This window comes from Streptomyces sp. Ru73, assembly GCF_002920575.1.
Classification (GTDB): Bacteria; Actinomycetota; Actinomycetes; order Streptomycetales; family Streptomycetaceae; genus Streptomyces.
Genome location: NZ_PQSQ01000010.1, coordinates 74,831 through 96,213 on the forward strand (window position 1 = coordinate 74,831; position 21,383 = coordinate 96,213).

Genomic DNA, 21,383 nt, shown 5'->3' on the forward strand with positions numbered 1-21,383 from the left:
CGGATAAACTGGTGCAATTGTGGTGTGAGTTGTCATGGGCTCCGGTACCTGGCAGGGGTGCTCCGCTCCGCCCGGCACGCGAGTCCGCCGCCAGCGTCCAGGAGGCCCCATGCTCCGAAGCGCCGTCCGCAGCGCCGCAGTCGGTTTCGTCCTTCTCTTCGCGGCGGTGCTCGCCGCCGACGCAGGGGCCGGGGGCGGTGGTCTCGCCGCGCCGCCGGCCCCGGTCCGTCTGGTCTCCGCCCAGAAGGGGCTCCCGCTCGACGGCCCCACGGTGATCGCGCACCGGGGGGCCGCCGCGTACGCCCCCGAGAACACCCTCGCCGCGGTCGACGAGGCCGACCGGCGTGACGTCGAGTGGGTCGAGAACGACGTGCAGCGCACCAAGGACGGCAAGCTCGTGGTCATCCACGACGCCACGCTCAAGCGGACCACCGACGCCGAGAAGGTCTATCCGAACCGGTCGCCGTGGCGGGTGGGCGACTTCACCGCCGCCGAGATCGCCAGGCTGGACGCCGGCAGCTGGTTCGGCAAGAAGTTCGCGAAGGAGCGGGTGCCCACCCTCGCCTCGTATCTGAAGCGGGTGGACCGCAACGACCAGAGCCTCCTGCTGGAGATCAAGAATCCGGAGAAGTACCCGGGCATCGAGAAGCAGGTCCTCGCCCAGCTGCGCTCCTCCGGCTGGCTCGACGCCGAGCACGTGATGGACCGGCTCGTCGTCCAGAGCTTCGGCGTCGACGCGGTGCGCACGGTCCACTCGCAGCAGCCGGACGTCCGCACGGCGGTGCTCGGCACGCCGAGCCGCGCGAAGCTGCCGGAGTACGCCCGGTTCGCCGACTGGATCAATCCGCCCTACAAGGGCCTCAGTTCCTCCTATGTGTCCGCTGTGCACAGCCTGTGGGGCCCGCACGCCGAGCGCATGGAAGTGCACACCTGGGGCGTGTCGGCCCGGCAGGCCAAACGGGCGTTCGCCGCGTACGGCATCGACGGCGTCATCCTCTGACCTGCGCCTTCCGCACAGCCACTGCCCGTGTGACGTACATGGCATGTGAAGCATGTGAGGAGACGATTTACGGGATTCGGCGCTCCGGGCTAGGGTGCCTCTGATGTTCTCAGCTGCCTCGCTCCCCGCAATTCCGGTAAGACGGAGAATTCTCTCCCTGGGTTGCCTGGGGGAGGGGACGTGAACAATCTCGCGCAGTCGCAGAGCGAGCGACGCACCCCTCTTCCGCCCACCCGGACCGCCGAGCCCGCGGGCACCGCGGTGCAGGACCCGGCGGTCACGGGCGGCGCACGGCAGGCCGGCCGGAAGCAGGCAGCGCCGTCGAAGAACGGCAAGCAGCGCGACGCCTTCTTCGACAACGCCAAGTACCTGGCGATCGTGCTGGTGGCGATGGGCCACTCGTGGGAACCGCTGCGGGACGGCAGCCGCACCGCGGCGGCGCTGTACATCACGGTGTACGCGTTCCACATGCCGGCCTTCATCATCATCTCCGGCTACTTCTCGCGCAGCTTCGACATGCGCAAGGACCGGCTGCAGCGGCTGATCACCGGCGTCGCCGTGCCGTACATCCTCTTCGAGACGGCGTACACGCTGTTCAAGCGGGTGGCGGACGACGACCCGACGTACCCGATCAGCCTGCTGGACCCGTGGTACCTGACCTGGTTCCTGGTCGCGCTGTTCATCTGGCGGCTCACCACGCCGATCTGGAAGGTCGTGCGCTGGCCCGTCCCGCTGGCGCTCGCGATCGCCGTGCTGGCGTCCGTCTCACCGGACATCGGTGACGACCTGGACCTCCAGCGGGTGCTGCAGTTCCTGCCGTTCTTCGTCATCGGCCTGTGCCTGAAGCCCGAGCACTTCCTGCTGGTGCGCAACAAGCGGGCGCGGATGCTGGCGGTGCCGGTCTTCGCCGCGGCACTGGTCTTCGCCTACTGGGCCGCGCCGCGGATGAACGCCGCGTGGTTCTACCACCGCGACAGCGCCCAGGAACTGGCAGCCCCGTGGTGGTCCGGCGCGGTCATGACGCTGGCCATGTTCGGCTGCTCGCTGGTCCTGGTGGCCTGCTTCTTCGCCTGGGTCCCGGGCCGCAAGATGTGGTTCACGGTGCTCGGCGCCGGCACGCTCTACGGCTACCTGCTGCACGGCTTCCTGGCCAAGGGGTCGCGCTTCTGGGGCTGGTACGACGACTACCACTGGATGCACACCCCGCTCGGCGCCATCGCGCTGACGCTGATCGCCGGCAGCATCATCACGGCCCTGTGCACCCCGCCGGTGCAGCGGATGTTCCGGTGGGCGATGGAACCCAAGATGACCTGGGCGTTCAAGAAGGACGCCGCCGAGGTGGCCCGCCACCGGAAGTGACATGACGGCCGGGCAGAATCGCCCGTGCCATCCGGGGCCCGGTTCGCGCGCGGACCGGGCCCCGTCGTCGTCCGGAGGGAACACCATGTCCGAGTCGGTCTGGTCCGGTGAACAACTGGACCTGGACGCCTACCTGGAGCGCATCGGTTACGCGGGGGACCGCGCGCCCACCCTGGAGACGCTGCGCGCGCTCCAGGCCGCGCACGTCACGGCCATCGGCTTCGAGAACATCGACGTCCTCCTCGGCCGCCCGGTGGCGCTGGACGTGCCGAGCCTCCAGGACAAGCTCGTCGGCGCCGGCCGCGGCGGCTACTGCTACGAGCACAACCTGCTCTTCGCCGCGGCCCTGGAGCGGCTCGGCTTCGCCGTCTCCGGACTCGGCGCCCGCATCCGGATGGGCGAGGAGACGATACGCCCGACCACCCACGCGCTGCTGAAGGTACGGCTGGACGGCGCGGACTGGATCACCGACACCGGCTTCGGCGGCGAGGCGCTGCTCGCGCCGCTGCCGCTGGTCGAGGGGTACCAGGAGCGGCAGGGCGGCTGGACCTTCGGCCTCGTCCGGCGCGACCCCGAGGAGCCGGGCGGGGAGCGCACGTGGGTGGTGCGCTCGCTGCACCCCGACGGCTGGTTCGACCTGTACTCCTTCGGCAGCGAGGCGCGGTACCCGGCCGACTTCGCCGTCGTCAGCCACTACATGGCCACCCACCCGCGCTCGCCGTTCGTGCAGCGGCTGGTCGTGCAGCGCCCCGACCACGGCCTGCGGCGCACCCTGATCGGTACGGAACTCACGCTGACCGGCACCGACTACGCCCGGGACGTGCGCGAGGTGGCCGCGGCCGAGCTGCCGCGGGTGCTCGCCGAGGTCTTCCGCATCACGCTCACGGACGCGGACGAGAAGACGCTGGTGGGCTGGTACGGCCACTGAGGGCCGCCGGCCGGACCGCCGTCGCGGCCCGGTACGCCGTGGTCAGGAGACGACCGCGATGCCCTCGATCTCGACGAGCGCGGCCTCGTCCCACAGGCGGGTCGTGCCGATCACGGCCATCGCCGGGTAGTCGGTGCCGACCAGCCGCTTCCAGACCCGGCCGATGGCCGCGGCGTTGCGCCGGTAGTCGGCCACGTCCACCGCGTACACCGTCAGCTTGCCCAGGTCGCCGGGGCCGGCCCCGGCCGCCTCGGCGGCGGCCAGCAGATTGGTCAGCGCCTGCTCGAACTGCTCGACGACGTCCGTGCCGACGATCCGGCCCGCCCCGTCCAGCGCGGTCTGCCCGGCGAGCAGCACGAGGGTGCCGGACGCCGCCCGCACGGCGTGACTGAAGCCGGCCGGCGGGGACAGCTGCGGGGGATTGATCCGCTCCAGCTCACTCATGTGCCGCTCCGTCCCGCGCTCCGCGCACGTCCGCGCCTCCGCCTCAGCCGTCGGTCGCCACCAATTCGTAGCGCACACCCAGCGATTGAAGCGCCTCCTGCTCCTCCTGGGGAAGATCCTGGTCGGAGATGACGAGGTCGAAGTCGGCCAGCGGCGCCAGCTCGTACAGCGCCTGGCGGCTGAACTTGGAGTGGTCCACCAGCAGCACCTTGCGCCGGGCCGCGGCCATCAGGGCCCGCTTGACCAGGACGTTCTCCTGGGCCTGGTGGTAGCAGTGGCCGTTGTCGACGGCGGAGGTGGACAGGAAGGCGACATCGGCGCGGAAGCTGCGCGCGATGTCGGCGGTGGACATGCCGAGGAAGGCGTTGAACGCGGCGTGGTACTCACCGCCCAGCGCGATCACCCGGATGTCGGGCTCGTCGGCCAGCTCATTGATCACCTGCAGCGAGTTGGTGATCACGGTGTACGCGCCGCGTCCCGAGAGCGAACGGGCCAGCGGCAGCGCCGTACTGGAGTCGTCGATGATCACTGCCTGGCCGGGCTCCGCGATGGCCAGCGCGGCCGCGCAGATCGCCTCCTTGGCGGCGACGTGCTCGCTGCCGCGCCAGCGCGCGTTGGACTCGAACAGGGCGTTGGGCGCAGCGGTCGCGCCGCCGCGCACCTTCCGCAGCCAGCCCTGGTGCTCCAGCGTGTCCAGGTCGCGGTGGACCGTCATCTGACTGACGCCCAGCTCCTTGACCAGGTCCTCGATGCTGACCTGGCCCTCGGACAGCACCCGGTCCGCGATCCGCTTCCGGCGGTCCTTGGGGCTGAGCTTGGCCGGGGACCCGGCGTCGTCGGCCGGGGGCGCGGCGTCCGGCGTCTCCTCGGCAGTGCCGTCGGCTGTCCCTTCGGTACCGGTCAACGCTGGTCCTCTCCCGGATGGCGGTCGTCCACGTGCGCACGGCCCGGCGGCCGCACCGGGGCCTCCTCGGAGTTTAGAGCCTGTCCGGGCGCCTTTCCCCGGCCCGGCAGCGCCCCCTTCGGGTCACCGCGCTCCGGGCGCCGCACCGTACCGCGGCTCACTTCGCGTCCGCGTAGCACTCCACCACCGCCGTGGTGAACGGGAACCGCACGGGCGTGGGCCCGAAGGCGATCCGTCCGGCCAGGTCGGCGGCAGCCGCGATGGCGTCCGCGACGGCCTCGGCCTCCTCGGCCGGGCAGTGCACGATCACCTCGTCGTGCTGGAAGAAGACCAGCTCGGCCCGCATCCCGGCCTCGTGCAGCGACCGGCGGAGTGCGGCCAGCACCAGCAGCGCCCAGTCGGCGGCGCTGCCCTGTACGACGAAATTGCGGGTGAAGCGGCCGCGGGCCCGGGCGGCCGCCGTGCTGCCGTACGCGGCCGGGGCCTCCTCCTGCGGCAGGCCCGCCTCGTCGGGCGCGGCCACCGAGGCGGGGGTGCACGTCCGGCCGAGCCAGGTGCGCACCAGCCGGCCCTCCTCGCCCGCCCGCGCCGCGTCGTCCACGTACGCCACCGCCGCCGGGTAGCGGCGCCGCAGGTCCGCCATGTGCTTGAGCGCGTCGCCCGAGGTCTGGCCGTAGATCGCGCCGAGCAGCGCCAGCTTGGCCTGCGCGCGGTCGCCCCCGAAGGCGCGCGCCGCCAGGTCGGCGTACAGGTCACGGCCGCTGCCCGCGACCTCCATCAGGCCCCGGTCCCGGGAGACGGCGGCCAGCACCCGCGGCTCCATCTGGTCGGCGTCCGCGACCACCAGCCGCCACCCGGGGTCGGCGCGCACGGCCCGCCGGATCACCCGCGGGATCTGCAGGGCGCCGCCGCCGTTGGTGACCCAGCGCCCGGAGACCGTGCCGCCGGGCAGGTACTCCGGGTGGAACCGGCCCCCGCGCACCCACTGCTGCAGCCAGGACCAGCCGTGCGCGGTGTGCAGGCGGTAGAGCCGCTTGTACTCCAGCAGCGGCGCGACGGCCGGATGGTCGATGCGCAGCAGCTCCCACTTGCGGGTCGAGGACAGCTTGATGCCGGCCTGCCCGAACGCCCGGATGATGTCGGCCGGCAGGTCGGGGCGGACCCGCACGCCCTGCCCGAAGGCGCGGGACACCTCGTCCGCCAGCTCGGCCAGCCGCTGCGGCTCCAGGCCGCCCGGATAGCGCTCGCCCAGCAGCTCGTCCAGAAGCGCACGGTGCACGTCGGCACGCCAGGGCACGCCGGCCCGCCGCATCTCGGCGGCGACCAGCATCCCGGCCGACTCCGAGGCGAGCAGCAGCCGCATCCGCTCGGGCCGCTCGGTCTTCTCCGTACGCGCCAGCTGCCCGGCGTACACCTCCAGCAGCGCCGTGAACTCGTCCGTGCCGGGCGGCAGCGGCACCGGGCCGGCGTCGAAGAGCGAGGGCTGGGTGTCCGCGGTCCGCACCGGCGGATCCTCGGGCACCGGCAGGCCGCGCAGCCGCGCCCAGGCCGCCGCGAGCGACCGCGGCTGGCCCGACTGGCCCTCCTCGTACCCGATGAGCAGCGCCTCGGCCGCCTCGACGTCGTAGCACCGCTCGACCCGCACGCCCGCCGCGAGCAGCTTCCGGTACGACTCGGCCGTGGACCGCCACACCCAGCGCTCCGCCTCTGGCCGCGCCCGCACCGCCGTGACCAGGTCCGGCTCCTCGACGACGGGCCCGGCGGGCCGGCCCTCGCCGTCCACCGGGCACAGCCGCACACCCCCGCTCCCCGCGTCACCCACCAGCCACCGCATGTGCCCGAGTTTCGCACCGGGGTACGACAATCCCCCGCAGCCCGCGGGCCGGCGGCTCCGGACGGCGGCGGTCGCCGGCCTCCGGCGTCTGTCCTCGGGGCGTGGACAGCGGGACCATACGAGGTGAGCACCACGGGACAGGACACCGACGAGGGAGCCGCCGTATGACCCGTACCGAGCAGTCCGTCACGCACCGCCTCGTCGGTTCGGGGCCGCGCCACGTCATCGTGCTGCACGACTGGTTCGACACGTGTGCGGCCTGGGGCGCGGCCCTGGAGTACCTCGACGGTGACGCCTTCACGTACGCGCTGCTCGACTACCGCGGGTACGGCGAGCGCAGGGACGTGCCCGGCCGCTATGACCTCGCCGAGATCGCCGACGACGTGCTGGCCCTCGCCGACCAGCTCGGCTGGGAACGGTTCGCGCTGGTCGGCCACTCCATGGGCGGCAAGGCGATCCAGCAGGTGCTGGTCCGGGCGCCCGGCCGGGTCACCCGGCTGCTGGGCCTCGCCCCCGTGCCCGCGGGGCCGTACCCGATGGACGAGCCGACGCGTGCCCTCTTCTACGGAGCGTCCGAGGACCCCGAGAAGCGCCGCACGATCCTCGACCTCGTGACCGGCCACCGCACGGGCCGGGTGTGGCAGCAGAAGATGGTCCGCCGTTCGATGGCGGCGTCCCGCCCGGAGGCGCACGCCCGCTACCTCGCCAGCTGGCACACGCTGGACCTCTCCGAAGCGGTGCGCGGCAACCCCGTCCCCGTACGCGTCGTGGTCGGCGAGCACGACCTCGCCCTCACCGCCGACGTCATGCGGGCCACATGGCAGACCTGGTACCCGAACGCCGAGGTCCTCACCCTCCCGGGCGCCGGCCACTACCCCATGCACGAGACACCGGTGGCCCTGGCCACGGTGATGGAGGAGTTCCTGTGGACGTTCTGACCTGCAGAAACGTCACTGAACACACGATCGAGTGAGGAATGTTCCTCTGGGGGCCGGAACGGCCGATCAGCCTGACAGAGTCGCTCCGCACGAAGGAGGTCCACCGTGGCACTGCCTGTTCCTGAGAGTGATCTGTACGAGCCCGGCGAGCGCGTGGCCGCTTCGGTCGAGGACGCCTTCGACGCGTTGAGCGCTGCTGCCCCCAAGGGGTGGCGCGTGGAACTGATCGAAGGACAGATCCACGTGGTGCCACCGCCGAACGGCCGGCACGAAGAGATCGTGACAGAGGTCGTGGACCAAGTGGCCGGTCGCCGCAAGGACAGGGCCCTGCGGACCTATACGGGGATCGGCCTGCACATTCCCCGCGCCTCCGGCACCGGCAAGGTCATCCCCGACCTGATCATCGCTCCGAAGGGCAGCTTCGACACCGACGCGCTCTGGCACGACCCCGGCCCCGTCCTCCTGGTCGGCGAGGTGACCTCGGACTCGACCGCGGCCAATGACCGGATCAAGAAGCTGCAGGGATACGCCCGGGCCGGCATCCCCTGCTACCTGCTGATCGACCGGACCGCCGGATCGGCCGTCCTCTGTACGGAACCGGCCGGGGACCACTACGGCCGCGTGGAGACGGTGGAATTCTCCAAGGTGCTCACGCTGCCCGAACCGCTCGGGTTCGACCTGGACACCAGCGAGTTCTGAGCGCTGCCCCGGCGGGGGCGTCACTCCTGGCCGACGGCCTTCCGGTCGGCGGGGTGGGGCTGGTCCTCGTGCTTCATGGCCTTGGCCTCGGACTTCAGGATGCGCATCGACTTGCCGAGGCCGCGGGCCATGTCCGGGAGCTTCTTCGAGCCGAAGAGCAGGACGACGACCGCGAGGATCAGCACCAGGTGCCAGGGTTCGAGGGCATTGCGGAACATGGGGGCTCGCTCTCGTAGGGGTGCGTTCCCGTGGGGGCCGCAGCCGCGCGCCCGTACGCGCGGTACGGAATCGGACGTTCCGATCAGTATGCCCGGTACGGCGGTACGAAAGGGAAACCGGGGCCGAGAAGCGGGTGAACGCGGCCCGGCCCCGGTGTCGCGGGTCCGTCTACCAGCTGGACTTCGTCACGCCCGGCAGATGCCCGGCGTGCGCCTGGCCGCGCAGGCTGACGCGGGACAGGCCGAACGCGCGGAAGTAGCCGCGCGGCCGGCCGTCGATGCTGTCGCGGTTGCGCACCCGGGTGGCGCTGGCGTCGCGGGGCTGGCGGCGCAGCTCGCGCTGGGCGGCCAGGCGCTCCTCGTCCGGCGTCTTCGGGTCGCGGATGACCGCCTTCAGGGCGGCCCGGCGCGCCGCGTACCGGGCGACGACGACGCGGCGCTTCTCGTTCTTCGCGATCTTGCTCTTCTTCGCCATGTCAGACCTTCTCCCCACGGGCGCGGATGCGGGCGACGGCGGCCTCGACGCCGATCGTGTCGACGGTCTTGATCGCCCTGGCGCTCAGCCGCAGCCGGACGTAGCGGTTCTCGCTGGGCAGCCAGTAACGCTTGCGCTGGATGTTCGGGTCGAAGCGGCGGGACGTACGCCGGTGCGAGTGGGAGATCGAGTTGCCGAAGGCCGGCGCGCGGCCGGTCAGCTGGCAGTGGGCGGACACGTGAGCTACCTCCTACTGAGTCCTTAATGAAAATGAGTTTCGTTTCTGTATAGTAGCCCGTATGGCCCGCAACGAGATACGCCCCGTGATCAAACTCCGGTCCACCGCCGGCACGGGCTACACGTACGTCACCCGCAAGAACCGCCGTAACGACCCCGACCGGCTGGTGCTGAAGAAGTACGACCCGGTCGCCGGCCGCCACGTCGACTTCCGAGAGGAGCGCTGAGCAGCGTCATGAAGCCCGGAATCCACCCCTCGTACGGGCCCGTCGTCTTCCGCGACCGGGCCGCCGGCTTCGCCTTCCTCACCCGGTCCACCGCCACCAGCGAGAAGACCGTCGAGTGGGAGGACGGCCACACCTACCCGGTGATCGACGTGGAGATCTCGTCGGCGAGCCACCCCTTCTACACGGGGACGGCGCGCGTACTGGACACCGCGGGCCGCGTCGAGCGCTTCGAGCGCCGGTACGGCAAGCGGACGCCCGGCGGCCCGCGCGCGGCCGACGGTGAGCGCGGGGACCGCTGATGGGCGGCGACCGGCTCTCCGTGGTGATCGTCGGCGGGCTGCACGCGGAAGCCCGCCGGGCCACCGTCGAGCGGCTGCTGCGCACCGTGCCCGGCAGCGTCGCGCTCCACCACGACCTCGCCACCGCCGCCGACGGCCGAGTCCTGCGCACCGTGCGGGACGCCACGGGCCTGCTGGACAGCGGCGAGGCACCGCTGGTCAACGACTGCGCGTGCTGCGCGCTGCGCGAGGACCTGGTGCCCGAGCTGGAGCGGCTGGCGGACGGCCGGACCTGCCGACTGGCCGTCGTGGAGCTGTGGGACTCCGTGGAGCCCCGGGCGATGGCCGAGGTGATCGACGCCTGCGGCGGTGAGTCGCTGGTGCTGACCGGCGTCATGACGGCCGTCGACCCGGCGCTGCTGCTGCCGTACCTCGGCTGCGGCGACGACCTGGCCGAGGCGGGCCTCGCGGCCGCCGCCTCCGACCAGCGGACCGTGGCGGACACCTGGGCGCGCCAGCTGGAGTACCCGCCGGTGCTGGTCGTGGCGCCGGGGGAGGAGCCGGGCGACGCGTCGGACGACGCGCTGCTGGCTCAGCTGCACCCCACCGCGCTGCGCATCCCGGTGGCGTCGCCGGAGCTGGCGGCCGCCGCGGTGGCCGGCTTCGACGTGGCGGCGGCCGCCGCGCGGCAGCACCCGGCCTGTGCGCTGCTGCCGCAGGAGGCCGACGAGGAAGACGTCTCGACCCTGGTGTGGCACCGTACGCGGCCGTTCCACCCGGGCCGGCTGCACGCCGCGCTGGAGGACCTGTGCTGTGCCGCGGCGCGCAGCCGGGGCCGCTTCTGGCTGGCCGACCGGCCGGACACCCTGCTGTCCTGGGACGCGGCGGGCGGCGCGCTCTGCGTGGAGGACACCGGGCCCTGGCTGGCCGCGCTGCCGGACGCGGCGTGGGAGATGGTGCCGCCGGTGCGCCGGGCGGCCGCGGCGCTGGACTGGGACCCCGAGCACGGTGACCGGGCGCAGCACCTTGTGTTCACCTCGCCCGGCCTGGACCGGGAGGGGCTGACGGCGCTGCTGGAGTCCTGTCTGCTCACGGACGAGGAGTACGCGCGGGGCCGCGACCACTGGCGCCGGCTGTCCACCGCGTTCGACGAACTCCTCGACCCGGTGCCGTAGGCCGCGTCCGTCAAGCGCAATACGAGTGCGTCATGCAACTACATCAATTCTCGGTCGTCTTCTGACCGTACGAGTCCATAAGGGAACGTCTCTCATGCCCCGCCGCCCCGACCCGCGCAAGAAGAGCGCGCCGCGTCCGAACCCGCTCGACGCGGCCGGCATCACCTACGTCGACTACAAGGACACCGACCTGCTGCGGAAGTTCCTCTCCGACCGCGGGAAGATCCGCAGCCGCCGCATCACCAGGGTTTCTGCCCAGCAGCAACGGCAGATCGCCGCGGCGATCAAGAACGCCCGGGAGATGGCGCTGCTGCCCTACGCGTCCCGGTGACCGTACTCCGCCGGGCATGGGAGAGGGGGAGGCGGGGAAGGGAGCCCGGCGGACCGGAGGGGTCCGACGAGCTGTGACGGGCCGGCCACACGCTGTCGTGCACGTGCATCTGCGCGAGCATCGGCATATGAACAGAGTTATGATCCCGGGCAGTTGACACCATTTCTCACCGGGAGAGACCTGTGCCCCACGCGTACAACGGCATGGCCGCATCGGATCTCGACGGAGTGGTGTGGCAGAAGAGCCGGCACAGCAACTCCAACGGAACCTGCGTGGAGTTCGCGAAGCTGCCCGGCGGTGACGTGGCGGTGCGCAACTCCCGCTTCCCCGACAGTCCGGCGCTGATCTACACGCCGGCCGAGATCGAGGCGATGCTGCTCGGCGTCAAGGACGGTGAGTTCGATCACCTCGTGCGGGACTGACCCGACGCCCGGTACGGGACTGCTCCTGCCGCCGCGTACGTGACCGAGCGGCGGGTCTCTGCACCTTCATGCGCCGGGTGCGCGTGCAAGTGGCGCATGAAGGCGCATGCGCGTGCCGTGACGTGTGAGGTTCAGCTCGCCCGGGACGCCGGTGCCGCCGCCTGGGCAGGGACCCGGGGCACGTCGAAGACCGCCCAGACGACCTTGCCGTGCGCGGCGTCCTCCAGCCGGTGCCAGCCCCAGCTGTCGCTGAAGGAGTCCACAAGGTAGAGCCCGCGCCCGGATTCGGCGGAGAAGTCTGCCTCGCCCTCGACCGGTGAGGCGTCGCTGCCGTCCCGCACCGCGCAGACCAGCCGGCCCGCCCAGCGGATCAGGTGCAGCTTCGGCGGGGTGAGGTCCTCGGCTCCGTAAGCGGCCTCGTACGCCGCCCCGTCCGCGGTCGCGTCCCGCTCCGGTGCCGCGTGCCGCAGCGCGTTGGTGACCAGCTCGGACACGACGAGCGCGACGCTGTCGAAGAGCTCGTCCATGTTCCAGCGCTGCAGCGTCTCGCGGGTGAACTGGCGGGCGCCGCGCACGGACTCGTACTGCGGTCGCAGGGTCCAGGTGACGGAGCCGGAGATGGCTGCGGGGTCGACTGGCGGGAGCCCCTGCCATAACGGCGCGAGCATGGCCGAAACCTTGGTCCCCATGCGAGGCACTCCTGGCGTTCGCGGACGTCACGATCCAGACGGGTGTGCCCAGATCTCGCGGGTCTTTCACGAGCGTGCATGTGTGCGAGGTCCATGGTTCCGAATGCCTACGGCAGATGCAAGGGCAGATGCACGTGCAGACGTCCACTTTGTGTACTGCCGTATGTATAGCGACGTAATTCTTCCTACGCCCTCTTGTCCAGCTCTTTACCGGCGGTGCGAGAAGGGGCTCATATCCGTAACCGGTTGAGCACGCAACGGAGCCCGGACGTGGCAGACTGCCGCTCACTGTTGGACGGGGTGGGTCACGGGAGGGTCGAAGTTGTGACCGCAAGTGAGTCGAGCGGATCTGTGGTGCGGCGCATCCTGCTGGGGTCGCAGCTGCGGAGGCTGCGAGAGTCCCGCGGGATAACACGTGAGGCGGCCGGATACTCGATCCGCGCTTCGGAGTCGAAGATCAGCCGCATGGAACTGGGGCGGGTGAGCTTCAAGGCGCGGGACGTGGCCGACCTGCTCACCCTTTACGGCGTGGCCGACGAGGCCGAGCGTGATTCCCTCCTCGGGCTGGCACGGGAGGCCAATGTGGCGGGGTGGTGGCACAGTTTCGGCGATGTGCTGCCCGGCTGGTTCCAGACATATGTGGGGCTGGAAGGCGCCGCCTCGCTCATCCGCACGTACGAAGTGCAGTTCGTGCACGGGCTGCTGCAGACGGAGGGGTACGCGCACGCCGTCGTCAGCCGCGGCATGCCGGGGGCCGCTGCCTCCGAGATCGACCGCCGCGTCGCGCTGCGCCAGGAGCGGCAGAAGCTCCTCATAGCCGAGCGGGCGCCCCAGTTCGACTGCGTACTGGACGAGGCCGCGCTGCGCCGCCCCTACGGGGACCGCGCCGTCATGCGCGGACAGCTCCAGCACCTGATCGACATCTCGGAGCGTCCGAACGTGCGGCTGCAGGTCGTGCCCTTCAACTTCGGCGGCCATGCGGGCGAGAGCGGCGCCTTCACCGTGCTGCGCTTCCCCGAGTCCGACCTCTCCGACATCGTCTACCTGGAACAGCTCACCAGTGCGCTGTACCTGGACAAGGCCGAGGAAGTCGGGCAGTACGAGCGGGTGATGACCAGCCTGCAGGAGGAGAGCCTGGATCCGGCCCGGACCCGGGATCTTCTTCGTGGACTGCTCCAACTCACGTGACTCGTCAGTAGAATGCCGTCGGATCAGCCACCCCACAGGCGCCCGCACAGAGTAGGAACGACCATGTCCTTCTTCTCCGACCTGGCCTTCCAGTACATCGACGGTGAGTGGCGGGTCGGCAGCGGCTCGTGGGACATCATCGATTTCAACCCCTATGACCAGGAGAAGCTCGCGTCGGTCACCGTCGCGGGCGTGGACCAGGTCGACGAGGCGTACCGGGCCGCCGAACGCGCACAGCGCGAGTGGGCGCGGACCAATCCGTACAGCCGGCGGCTGATATTCGAGAACGCGCTGCGCATCGTCCAGGAGCGCGAGGAAGAGATCATCGAGGCGATCGTCGTCGAGCTCGGCGGCACGCGCGTCAAGGCCGCCTACGAAGTGCGCACGGCACAGGAGTTCCTGCGCGAGGCGGTGCAACTCGCGCTCCGCCCCGAGGGCCGCATCGTGCCGTCCCCCGTGGAGGGCAAGGAGAACCGCGTCTACCGGCTGCCCGTCGGCGTCATCGGCGTGATCAGCCCGTACAACTTCCCGTTCCTGGTCACCCTGAAGTCGGTGGCGCCCGCGCTGGCGCTGGGCAACGCCGTGGTCGTCAAGCCGAACCAGAACACCCCGGTCGTCGGCGGCGGCCTGATCGCCAAGATCTTCGAGGACGCGGGCCTGCCGGCCGGCCTGCTGAACGTCCTGGTCACCGACATCGCGGAGATCGGGGACGCGCTGATAGAGCATCCGGTGCCCCGGGTGATCTCCTTCACCGGCTCGGACAAGGTCGGCCGCCACGTCGCCGCCGTCACCGCCGGGCACTTCAAGCGCGCCATCCTCGAACTGAGCGGCAACAGCGCGCTGATCGTGCTGGACGACGCGGACCTCGACTACGCCGTGGACGCCGCGGTCTTCAGCCGCTTCGTGTACCAGGGCCAGGTCTGCATGGCGGCCAACCGCATCCTCGTGGACCGCCGCGTGGAGCAGGAGTTCACCGAGAAGTTCGTGGCCAAGGTCAAGAAGCTCAAGACCGGCGACCCGCGCGACCCGGACACCCACATCGGCCCGCTCATCAACAGCTTCCAGGCCGAGGCGCTGACCGCACTGGTGGAGCGGGCGATCGCCGAAGGGGCCACGCCCCTCGTGCACGGCCGTACGCAGGGCAACCTGGTCGAGCCGACGGTGCTGGCGGGGCTGCCGGCCGACTCCCCGCTGCACGGGCAGGAGATCTTCGGCCCGGTGGTGCTGCTCGGCTCCTTCGACGGCGAGGAAGAAGCGATTCGCCTGGCCAACGACTCCCCGTACGGGCTGAGCGGCGCGGTGCACACGGGCAACGTGGAGCGCGGCGCCCGGGTGGCGCGGGAGATCGAGACCGGCATGATCCACATCAACGACAGCACCGTGCACGACGAGCCCCTGGTGGCCTTCGGCGGCGAGAAGGCGTCCGGCGTCGGGCGGCTGAACGGTGACTCGACCGTGGACGCCTTCACGACGCAGAAGTGGGTGTCGATCCAGCACGAACGGACGCTGTTCCCGTTCTGAGCCTTTTCCCGGCGCTTTCCGAGCGTCCTGCCCTTGCGGACAGAATCTGACCGCAAAGGCCCGTAGCTTCAGCGGTGCCGGAGAGATCCCTCCCCGGCACCGCGAAGCGACGAAAGGCGGCTGCCATGCCCACTCACGTGCCTGCCGAGACCACCGGCGACGAGCGCGGCGCGCTCCTGGCGTTCCTGGAGGCCCAGCGCGGCGGCATCCGCCGCGCGCTGCTCGGGCTGTCCGACGAGGCGGCGGCGCGCCGCCCCAGCGCGAGCGAACTGTCCCTGTCCGGACTGCTCAAGCACGTCGCGGAGACCGAGCTGAACTGGCTGGACATGGCCCAGCAGCGGCCGCGCTCCATCCAGCGGGACGAGAGCACCTGGCACCTCAGCTTCCGGCTGGAGGAGGGCGAGACGGTCGCCGGCATGCTCGCCTTCTACGACCGGGTGGCCCGGGAGACCGAGGAGTTCATCCGCGCGGTGCCCAGCCTGGACGACACCTTCCCGCTGCCCGCGGCGCCGTGGTTCCCGCCGCAGGCCCGGCAGTCCATGCGCTGGCTGGTGCTGCACCTGATCGAGGAGACCGCCCGGCACGCGGGCCACGCCGACATCGTCCGCGAGTCCCTGGACGGCCGGACCGCCTTCGCACTGGTCGACGAGGAGCGGGCGCTGCGCGAGAAGGAGGGGCAGCAGGGCGCGGACGCCGCCGGGCAGTAGCGTGCTGACCGCAAGGTCACGTCCGGGGACGAGGAGAGCGCTGAGCGATGTCGGCGATCCGGCTGCTGGTACTGGGAGCCGTGCGGCAGCACGGCCGGACCCACGGCTACCAGGTGCGCAACGACCTGGAGTACTGGGGAGCCCACGAGTGGTCGAACGCCAAGCCGGGATCGATCTACCACGCGCTGAAGCAGATGGCGAAGCAGGGACTGCTGCACGCGCACGAGACCGCGCCCAGCACGGCCGGCGGCCCGCCGCGCACGGAGTACGAGCTGACGGACGCCGGTGAGGCGGAGTACTTCGCGCTGCTGCGGGCCGCGCTCTCCCGGCACGACCAGAAGCTGGACGTGCTGAGCGCGGGCATCGGCTTCATGGTCGACCTGCCGCGCGAGGAGGCGGTGGCCCTCCTGCGGGAGCGGGTGCGCGACCTGGCGGCCTGGCGCGCCGAGGTCACCGGGCACTACGTCCCCGAGGACGGCCCGGAGCAGCTCGGCCACATCGGCGAGATCATGAACATGTGGGTGCACGCCGCGGACACCGGGGTGGCCTGGGCCCGCTCCCTGATCGCCCGCATCGAGGGCGGTGCGTACGTCTTCGCGGGCGAGGGCGAGCCGTTCGTCGGCGTGCTCCCGGAGGGCACGGAGAACCCGTTCGCCGACAAGCCGCCCTTCCGGCCCGGCGGCTGAGGCAGGCCCCGCCGCCCCGCCGCCCGGCCGGTACGGAACCTCCGGCTCAGCCCGTCCCGGCCATCGACAGCTTGGCCGCGAAGCCCAGGAAGGCCGCGCCGGCGCCAGCGGTCAGCCCCGCGGTGAGGCGGCGGCGCTTGCGGAAGGTGGCCGCCAGGTACGTACCGCTGAAGATCAGGATCGACAGGTACGTGAGGCTGAACAGCTGGGCCCACGCGCCGAGCGCCAGGAAGGACAGCGTCTGGTGCGCGTAGTGCGGGTCGACGAACTGCACGAAGAAGGAGATGAAGAACAGGATCGCCTTCGGGTTGAGCAGGCTCACCACGAGGGCGCGGCGGTACGGCCGCTCGGTCTCCTCCTTGGGCCGCGCCCCGGCGCCCTCCTCGGCGGCCTTGCGGGCCTCCCGGCCGCGCCACATCGCCACAGCGCCGCGCAGCATTCCGATCGCCAGCCAGGTCAGATAGCCCGCGCCCGCGAACTTCACGATCCCGAAGGCCAGCGGGCTGGCCTGCAGCAGCGACGCCACGCCGCCGGCCGAGAGCGTCATCAGCACCGTGTCGCCGCACAGCACGCCGGCGGCCGCGCGATAGGCCACCTTCGGGCCGCGCCGCGCCGCCACCGAGACGACGTACAGCGAGTTCGGGCCCGGCAGCAGAATGATCAGCGCGAGGCCCGCGAGGTACGTCGGAAGATCGGTTATCCCCAGCATGGGCGAAGGATGCCATCCGCCGGCGGGACGGCTCATCCGCTTTCCGGAATGCGGACGCCGGGCTCCGGCGAGCGGCGGGCTTGCACCTCACGCGACGTGAGGAGCCATCGTGAGGGGCGTACCGAGGAGGGAGCGGAGATGACGTACTCCGTGGGACAGGTCGCCGGGTTCGCCGGCGTCACCGTGCGCACCCTGCACCACTACGACGAGATCGGACTGCTCTCGCCGAGCGCGCGCAACCGTGCGGGACACCGGCGTTACGACGACGCCGACCTCGACCGGCTGCAGCGGATCCTGTTCTACCGGGAGCTCGGCTTTCCGCTCGACCAGGTCGCGGCCCTGCTCGACGACCCGGAAGCGGACCCGCAGGAGCACCTGCGGCGCCAGCACCAGCTGCTGACCGCCCGGATCGAGAAGCTGCAGAAGATGGCCGCGGCCGTGGAGACCGCGATGGAGGCACGCAGGATGGGCATCAACCTCACCCCCGAGGAGAAGTTCGAGGTCTTCGGGGACCACGACCCGGACCAGTACGCCGACGAGGTCCAGCGGCGCTGGGGCGACACCGAGGCGTACAAGGAGTCGCAGCGGCGCGCCGCCGGCTACACCAAGGAGGACTGGAAGCGGCTGACCGCTGAGCTCGACGCGATCCACGGCCGGATGGCCGAGCTGCTGGCACAGGGGGTGCCGGCCGGTTCCGAGGCGGCGATGGACGTCGCGGAGGAGCACCGGACCTTCATCTGCCGGCGGCACTACGAGTGCTCGCACGAGCTGCACAGCTGTCTCGGCGAGATGTACGTCGCGGACGAGCGGTTCGCCGCGATGTACGACGGGATCCGGCCGGGGCTCGCGGTGTACATGCGGGACGCCGTGCTGGCGAACGCGGCACGCCACTCCTGAGGGCCGCGCCCGGGGGCACTCCCGGGGAGGGTGTGGCGCCGCTCACGAGGGGTACCCAGTCGTCCGGCCGGGCGCGGAACGGCCCGGCCGGACAGCTGGAACCAAGGGGCGGCACACGGCGTTGATAGCTTTGGGCCGCACAATGCGCCTGTACCCCGCATTCCGCGACTGCCCGATCCGGCGCCCTCGACCCAGGAGCCCTGCACACCGTGAACACCCTCGCGCTCGGCCCCCAGTGGCTGGACCCGGACTACCTGATCGGCACGTTCGGCCTGCTCGGCGTGCTGGTCATCGTCTTCGCGGAGTCCGGCCTGCTGATCGGTTTCTTCCTGCCCGGCGACTCCCTGCTGTTCACGACGGGCCTGCTGGTCACGGCGGGCAAGCTGGACCGGCCGCTGTGGCTGGTGTGTCTGCTGATCGTGCTGGCCGCGGTCCTCGGTGACCAGGCGGGCTACCTCTTCGGGCGGAAGGTGGGGCCGTCGCTGTTCAAGCGGCCGGACTCCAAGCTCTTCAAGCAGGAGAACGTCGAGAAGGCGCACGAGTTCTTCGAGAAGCACGGCCCGAAGTCCCTGATCCTGGCCCGTTTCGTGCCGATCGTGCGCACGTTCACGCCGATCATCGCGGGCGTCAGCCGGATGAACTACCGCTCCTTCATCACCTTCAACGTCATCGGCGGCACGCTGTGGGGCGCGGGCGTGACGCTGCTCGGCGCGGCGCTGGGCGGCATCGAGTTCGTGCACAAGAACATCGAGGCGATCCTCGTCCTCATCGTGCTGATCTCCGTCGTGCCGATCGCCATCGAGTACCTCCGCGGCCGCAGCAAGGCCAAGAAGGCGGCAGCGGAGGGCGCGGAGCCGGCGACGTCCGGCCCGGTCGCGGGCGGCCCGGCGGACGCCACCCAGCCGATGCCGCGCCTGCCGCACGACGGCGGGGAGCGCGCTCCGTACGGCGCGCCGGACAGCCGGCAGCAGGCCCCCTACGGCGGCCGGGACGGCCACGCCGCCTCCCCGTACGGCGGCGGCCAGGAGCAGCCCCCCTACGCCCAGGAGCAGCCCCCGTACGGCCACCAGCAGCAGCCGTACGGCCGTCAGGAGCCGCCCTACGGCGGGGAACAGGCGTCGTACGGCGGGGACCAGGCGTCCTACGGCCAGGGTCGGCCGGGCTACGACCAGGGGCAGCAGGGGTACGGCCGGCCGCAGGACCCGTACGGCCGGGGCGGGGCGCAGGGCCAGGCGCCGTACGGCGGTCAGCAGCCCTCCTACGGGCAGCAGGCGCAGCAGCCTCCGTACGGCGGTCAGCAGCCCCCGCGCGCGCCCTACGGACAGCAGCCGCAGCAGTCCCCGCAGGCGCCGTACGGCGGCCGGCCGGAAGACGCTCCGTACGGCGGTCCCGCGCAGCAGGGGGACCGGCCGGAGCAGTATTATTCTCAGCCGCAGCAGCCTCAGCAGGGGCCGCAGCAGCCGCACCCGCAGGACCAGCAACAGCCCCCGGGTGACGGCCGCCGTGGCCGCCACGCCAAGCGCTGACCGGCTGCGCACCCTTCATCCCGTACCGCACCGCCCTCCGGCGTCCCTGCCGCCTCCGCACGCCGCGGAGCGGCCCAGGGGCGCCTTCACGGCGTCCAGGGCGGCTTTTTCACCCCCCATCACCACCACCCGAACCCCCGCCCCGCGCGCCACGGGCGGCGATCAGGCATGGTGTCACTTGACGACGGACGGCAGAGGCGCACGAGGAGCGAGGAGCAGTGGCGTCGGACGCGGAGTCCTTCGAGGACCGCAAACCACAGACGGACGAGGCGCGGAGCGCGTTCACTCCGCCGCTCGGCGTGCCCTACCCCCCACTCCCCGATGACGAGCACCCCACCTCGGAGTTCACCGTCCCCGAGGGGATGCGGACCGAGGCGCCGGCCGAGCCGGAGGGCTCGGCGTTCGCACCGCCGGGCAGCGGTGCGGCCGGCGGTGGCGGCGAGTCCACCACCACGGGCACCCACCAGCTCCCCACCACGCCCGCCGGCTGGCCCGCCTTCACCCCGCCCCAGGGCATACCGGTCATCAGCCTGACCAAGGACGTCCCGTGGCAGGACCGGATGCGCACGATGCTGCGGATGCCGGTCACCGAACGCCCGGCCCCGGAGCGGATCGAGCGCGCCGACGAGTCGGGCCCGGCCGTGCCTCGCGTGCTCGACCTGACGCTCCGTATCGGCGAGATCCTGCTCGCGGGCGGCGAGGGGGCCGAGGACGTCGAGGCCGCGATGTTCGGCGTGGCGCACGCGTACGGTCTGGAGCGTGTCGAGCCGACGGTGACCTTCACGCTGCTGTCGATCTCGCACCAGCCGTCGCTGGTGGACGACCCGGTCACGGCGAGCCGCACGGTCCGCCGGCGCGGCGTGGACTACACCCGGCTGTCCGCGGTCTTCCGGCTCGTCGACGACATCACCTCCGAAGGCATCACGCTGGAGGAGGCGTACCGCGGCCTCGCCGAGATCCGGCGCAACCGCCACCCGTACCCCAGCTGGGCCCTGACCGTGGCGTCGGGCCTGCTGTCCGGCGCGGCGAGCATGCTGGTCGGCGGCGGGGTGACGGTGTTCTTCGCGGCCGCCATAGGGTCGATGCTCGGCGACCGGCTGGCCTGGCTGGCGTCCGGGCGCGGGCTGCCGGAGTTCTACCAGTTCGTGGCGGCGGCGATGCCGCCGGCCGCGATGGGCGTGGCGCTGAGCATGGCCGACATCGGCGTGCCGGCGTCCGCGGTCATCACCGGTGGCCTCTTCGCGCTGATCCCGGGACGGGCCCTGGTCTCGGGCGTGCAGGACGGCCTGACGGGTTACTACATCACCGCCGCGGCCCGTCTGCTGGAAGTCGGCTACCTGATCGTCGGCATCGTCATCGGCGTGCTCGGCGTGCTGTACATCGGTGTCCAGGTCAGCGCCCGCACGCTCAATCCCGAACAGGCGCTGGGCACGTACGACGAGCCGGTGCCGCAGACCATCGCGGCGCTGCTGCTGGCGCTGGCCTTCTGTGTGCTGCTCCAGCAGGAACGTCACACCGTGCTGTTCGCGACCTTCAACGGCGGCGTGGCCTGGGTGGTGTACGGCGTCCTGGTGCACGCCAAGGTCCACCCGGTGGTCGCCACCGTGGTCGCGGCGGGCCTGGTCGGCCTCTTCGGCCAGCTGCTGTCCCGGTACCGCTACGCCTCGGCGCTGCCGTACGTCACGGCCGCCATCGGCCCGCTGCTGCCCGGTAGCGCGACGTACTTCGCGCTGCTCAACTTCGCGCAGGGCCATCTGGACCCCGGCATCTCCTCGCTCATCAAGGCGGTCTCGCTGGCCCTGGCCATCGCGGTCGGGGTGAACCTCGGTGCCGAGGTGGCCCGCCTCTTCATCAAGGCCCCGAGCGGCGAGGAAGCGGCCACCCGCCGCGCAGCGAAGCGCACCCGCGGCTTCTGACGCAGCCGGAATCAAGCCGGTCCTGGGGGCACCTCCCGGTGGTGGCCGGGGAGCCTCAGGACATCCTGTACACCG

25 protein-coding genes are annotated in these 21,383 nt (G+C 71.5%); 17 read left to right on the forward strand and 8 right to left on the reverse strand.

Translation table 11 applies throughout. From position 1 onward, the window contains the following. Positions 1 to 109 precede the first annotated feature (109 nt). From C3486_RS07045 to C3486_RS07055, 3 genes are all read left to right on the forward strand, one after another. Positions 110 to 1,000: a glycerophosphodiester phosphodiesterase family protein gene (locus C3486_RS07045; protein WP_103831723.1), complete on the forward strand. Its 891-nt coding sequence runs from the start codon at positions 110 to 112 to the stop codon at positions 998 to 1,000. A 180-nt stretch (positions 1,001 to 1,180) separates the two neighbouring features. Then, complete coding sequence (locus C3486_RS07050) at positions 1,181 to 2,359, forward strand: acyltransferase family protein (RefSeq protein ID WP_103831724.1); 1,179 nt, start codon at positions 1,181 to 1,183, stop codon at positions 2,357 to 2,359. 85 nt (positions 2,360 to 2,444) lie between these two features. Then, the gene (locus C3486_RS07055) at positions 2,445 to 3,287 is read left to right on the forward strand and encodes an arylamine N-acetyltransferase (RefSeq protein WP_103831725.1); all 843 of its coding nucleotides are present in this window, start codon (positions 2,445 to 2,447) and stop codon (positions 3,285 to 3,287) included. A gap of 42 nt (positions 3,288 to 3,329) precedes the next feature. Here C3486_RS07055 and C3486_RS07060 read toward each other — a convergent pair whose 3' ends face one another. The 3 genes from C3486_RS07060 to C3486_RS07070 all read right to left on the reverse strand — a co-directional run bounded on the left by C3486_RS07060 (position 3,330) and on the right by C3486_RS07070 (position 6,469). Further along, positions 3,330 to 3,731 (reverse strand): RidA family protein, encoded by a 402-nt coding sequence (locus C3486_RS07060; protein WP_103831726.1) that lies wholly within the window; start codon positions 3,729 to 3,731, stop codon positions 3,330 to 3,332. Between the two features lie 43 nt (positions 3,732 to 3,774). Next, complete coding sequence (locus C3486_RS07065) at positions 3,775 to 4,635, reverse strand: DeoR/GlpR family DNA-binding transcription regulator (protein ID WP_308461224.1); 861 nt, start codon at positions 4,633 to 4,635, stop codon at positions 3,775 to 3,777. Between the two features lie 157 nt (positions 4,636 to 4,792). Next, positions 4,793 to 6,469, reverse strand: coding sequence for a bifunctional 3'-5' exonuclease/DNA polymerase (locus tag C3486_RS07070; protein WP_103831727.1), 1,677 nt, complete (start codon positions 6,467 to 6,469; stop codon positions 4,793 to 4,795). Between the two features lie 164 nt (positions 6,470 to 6,633). On the opposite strand from C3486_RS07070, the gene C3486_RS07075 reads away from it, so the two are divergent. Both C3486_RS07075 and C3486_RS07080 read left to right on the forward strand, forming a co-directional pair. Then, on the forward strand, positions 6,634 to 7,407 hold the full coding sequence (locus tag C3486_RS07075; protein WP_103831728.1) for an alpha/beta fold hydrolase: 774 nt from the start codon (positions 6,634 to 6,636) through the stop codon (positions 7,405 to 7,407). A 105-nt stretch (positions 7,408 to 7,512) separates the two neighbouring features. Then, the gene (locus C3486_RS07080) at positions 7,513 to 8,106 is read left to right on the forward strand and encodes a Uma2 family endonuclease (RefSeq protein WP_258052648.1); all 594 of its coding nucleotides are present in this window, start codon (positions 7,513 to 7,515) and stop codon (positions 8,104 to 8,106) included. A 20-nt stretch (positions 8,107 to 8,126) separates the two neighbouring features. Here the strand turns inward: C3486_RS07080 and tatA are convergent, their stop codons facing one another. The 3 genes from tatA to rpmB form a co-directional block, all read right to left on the reverse strand. Beyond that, a complete protein-coding gene (gene tatA, locus C3486_RS07085) occupies positions 8,127 to 8,324 on the reverse strand; it encodes a Sec-independent protein translocase subunit TatA (protein WP_103831729.1) in 198 nt (65 codons plus the stop codon). A gap of 169 nt (positions 8,325 to 8,493) precedes the next feature. Beyond that, positions 8,494 to 8,799, reverse strand: a complete 306-nt coding sequence (gene rpsN, locus C3486_RS07090; protein WP_103831730.1) for a 30S ribosomal protein S14 — start codon at positions 8,797 to 8,799, stop codon at positions 8,494 to 8,496. Position 8,800: 1 nt separating this feature from the next. Beyond that, positions 8,801 to 9,037, reverse strand: a complete 237-nt coding sequence (rpmB, locus tag C3486_RS07095; protein WP_103831731.1) for a 50S ribosomal protein L28 — start codon at positions 9,035 to 9,037, stop codon at positions 8,801 to 8,803. 61 nt (positions 9,038 to 9,098) lie between these two features. On the opposite strand from rpmB, the gene rpmG reads away from it, so the two are divergent. The 5 genes from rpmG to C3486_RS07120 all read left to right on the forward strand — a co-directional run bounded on the left by rpmG (position 9,099) and on the right by C3486_RS07120 (position 11,469). Then, positions 9,099 to 9,263, forward strand: coding sequence for a 50S ribosomal protein L33 (gene rpmG, locus C3486_RS07100; protein ID WP_103831732.1), 165 nt, complete (start codon positions 9,099 to 9,101; stop codon positions 9,261 to 9,263). 8 nt (positions 9,264 to 9,271) lie between these two features. Next, positions 9,272 to 9,562 (forward strand): type B 50S ribosomal protein L31, encoded by a 291-nt coding sequence (locus C3486_RS07105; protein ID WP_103831733.1) that lies wholly within the window; start codon positions 9,272 to 9,274, stop codon positions 9,560 to 9,562. Then, a complete protein-coding gene (locus tag C3486_RS07110; protein WP_103831734.1) occupies positions 9,562 to 10,716 on the forward strand; it encodes a GTP-binding protein in 1,155 nt (384 codons plus the stop codon). Before C3486_RS07105 ends, C3486_RS07110 begins: the two co-directional genes overlap by 1 nt. A gap of 94 nt (positions 10,717 to 10,810) precedes the next feature. Continuing rightward, a complete protein-coding gene (gene rpsR, locus C3486_RS07115; protein ID WP_031058550.1) occupies positions 10,811 to 11,047 on the forward strand; it encodes a 30S ribosomal protein S18 in 237 nt (78 codons plus the stop codon). Positions 11,048 to 11,229: 182 nt separating this feature from the next. After that, the gene (locus tag C3486_RS07120) at positions 11,230 to 11,469 is read left to right on the forward strand and encodes a DUF397 domain-containing protein (RefSeq protein ID WP_103831735.1); all 240 of its coding nucleotides are present in this window, start codon (positions 11,230 to 11,232) and stop codon (positions 11,467 to 11,469) included. A gap of 131 nt (positions 11,470 to 11,600) precedes the next feature. Here C3486_RS07120 and C3486_RS07125 read toward each other — a convergent pair whose 3' ends face one another. Beyond that, positions 11,601 to 12,158 (reverse strand): ATP-binding protein, encoded by a 558-nt coding sequence (locus C3486_RS07125; protein WP_181138466.1) that lies wholly within the window; start codon positions 12,156 to 12,158, stop codon positions 11,601 to 11,603. A gap of 324 nt (positions 12,159 to 12,482) precedes the next feature. Here C3486_RS07125 and C3486_RS07130 point away from each other — a divergent pair, with 324 nt between their 5' ends. The 4 genes from C3486_RS07130 to C3486_RS07145 all read left to right on the forward strand — a co-directional run bounded on the left by C3486_RS07130 (position 12,483) and on the right by C3486_RS07145 (position 16,260). Next, on the forward strand, positions 12,483 to 13,346 hold the full coding sequence (locus C3486_RS07130) for a helix-turn-helix transcriptional regulator (protein WP_103831777.1): 864 nt from the start codon (positions 12,483 to 12,485) through the stop codon (positions 13,344 to 13,346). A 63-nt stretch (positions 13,347 to 13,409) separates the two neighbouring features. Then, positions 13,410 to 14,867 carry an aldehyde dehydrogenase family protein gene (locus C3486_RS07135; protein ID WP_103831736.1) on the forward strand — a complete coding sequence of 486 codons (1,458 nt, stop codon included), beginning with the start codon at positions 13,410 to 13,412 and terminating at the stop codon, positions 14,865 to 14,867. 125 nt (positions 14,868 to 14,992) lie between these two features. Further along, complete coding sequence (locus tag C3486_RS07140) at positions 14,993 to 15,574, forward strand: DinB family protein (protein WP_103831737.1); 582 nt, start codon at positions 14,993 to 14,995, stop codon at positions 15,572 to 15,574. A 47-nt stretch (positions 15,575 to 15,621) separates the two neighbouring features. Next, a complete protein-coding gene (locus C3486_RS07145; protein ID WP_103831738.1) occupies positions 15,622 to 16,260 on the forward strand; it encodes a PadR family transcriptional regulator in 639 nt (212 codons plus the stop codon). A gap of 46 nt (positions 16,261 to 16,306) precedes the next feature. Here C3486_RS07145 and leuE read toward each other — a convergent pair whose 3' ends face one another. Beyond that, positions 16,307 to 16,969, reverse strand: a complete 663-nt coding sequence (gene leuE / locus C3486_RS07150) for a leucine efflux protein LeuE (RefSeq protein WP_103831739.1) — start codon at positions 16,967 to 16,969, stop codon at positions 16,307 to 16,309. A gap of 138 nt (positions 16,970 to 17,107) precedes the next feature. Here leuE and C3486_RS07155 point away from each other — a divergent pair, with 138 nt between their 5' ends. The 3 genes from C3486_RS07155 (at position 17,108) to C3486_RS07165 (ending at position 21,308) form a co-directional block, all read left to right on the forward strand. Next, complete coding sequence (locus tag C3486_RS07155) at positions 17,108 to 17,866, forward strand: MerR family transcriptional regulator (RefSeq protein ID WP_103831740.1); 759 nt, start codon at positions 17,108 to 17,110, stop codon at positions 17,864 to 17,866. 209 nt (positions 17,867 to 18,075) lie between these two features. Next, on the forward strand, positions 18,076 to 19,392 hold the full coding sequence (locus C3486_RS07160) for a VTT domain-containing protein (protein ID WP_103831741.1): 1,317 nt from the start codon (positions 18,076 to 18,078) through the stop codon (positions 19,390 to 19,392). Between the two features lie 218 nt (positions 19,393 to 19,610). Beyond that, positions 19,611 to 21,308 (forward strand): threonine/serine exporter ThrE family protein, encoded by a 1,698-nt coding sequence (locus tag C3486_RS07165; protein WP_103831742.1) that lies wholly within the window; start codon positions 19,611 to 19,613, stop codon positions 21,306 to 21,308. Positions 21,309 to 21,383: the final 75 nt, after the last annotated feature.

Coding starts and splice junctions, on each gene's coding strand:
- C3486_RS07045 (WP_103831723.1), top strand. CDS start 110: ATGCTCCGAAGCGCCGTCCGCAGCGCCGCAGTCGGTTTCGTCCTTCTC.
- C3486_RS07055 (WP_103831725.1), top strand. CDS start 2,445: ATGTCCGAGTCGGTCTGGTCCGGTGAACAACTGGACCTGGACGCCTAC.
- C3486_RS07060 (WP_103831726.1), bottom strand. CDS start 3,731: ATGAGTGAGCTGGAGCGGATCAATCCCCCGCAGCTGTCCCCGCCGGCC.
- C3486_RS07070 (WP_103831727.1), bottom strand. CDS start 6,469: ATGCGGTGGCTGGTGGGTGACGCGGGGAGCGGGGGTGTGCGGCTGTGC.
- C3486_RS07075 (WP_103831728.1), top strand. CDS start 6,634: ATGACCCGTACCGAGCAGTCCGTCACGCACCGCCTCGTCGGTTCGGGG.
- tatA (WP_103831729.1), bottom strand. CDS start 8,324: ATGTTCCGCAATGCCCTCGAACCCTGGCACCTGGTGCTGATCCTCGCG.
- rpsN (WP_103831730.1), bottom strand. CDS start 8,799: ATGGCGAAGAAGAGCAAGATCGCGAAGAACGAGAAGCGCCGCGTCGTC.
- rpmG (WP_103831732.1), top strand. CDS start 9,099: ATGGCCCGCAACGAGATACGCCCCGTGATCAAACTCCGGTCCACCGCC.
- C3486_RS07105 (WP_103831733.1), top strand. CDS start 9,272: ATGAAGCCCGGAATCCACCCCTCGTACGGGCCCGTCGTCTTCCGCGAC.
- C3486_RS07110 (WP_103831734.1), top strand. CDS start 9,562: ATGGGCGGCGACCGGCTCTCCGTGGTGATCGTCGGCGGGCTGCACGCG.
- rpsR (WP_031058550.1), top strand. CDS start 10,811: ATGCCCCGCCGCCCCGACCCGCGCAAGAAGAGCGCGCCGCGTCCGAAC.
- C3486_RS07125 (WP_181138466.1), bottom strand. CDS start 12,158: ATGGGGACCAAGGTTTCGGCCATGCTCGCGCCGTTATGGCAGGGGCTC.
- C3486_RS07135 (WP_103831736.1), top strand. CDS start 13,410: ATGTCCTTCTTCTCCGACCTGGCCTTCCAGTACATCGACGGTGAGTGG.
- C3486_RS07140 (WP_103831737.1), top strand. CDS start 14,993: ATGCCCACTCACGTGCCTGCCGAGACCACCGGCGACGAGCGCGGCGCG.
- C3486_RS07145 (WP_103831738.1), top strand. CDS start 15,622: ATGTCGGCGATCCGGCTGCTGGTACTGGGAGCCGTGCGGCAGCACGGC.
- leuE (WP_103831739.1), bottom strand. CDS start 16,969: ATGCTGGGGATAACCGATCTTCCGACGTACCTCGCGGGCCTCGCGCTG.
- C3486_RS07155 (WP_103831740.1), top strand. CDS start 17,108: ATGACGTACTCCGTGGGACAGGTCGCCGGGTTCGCCGGCGTCACCGTG.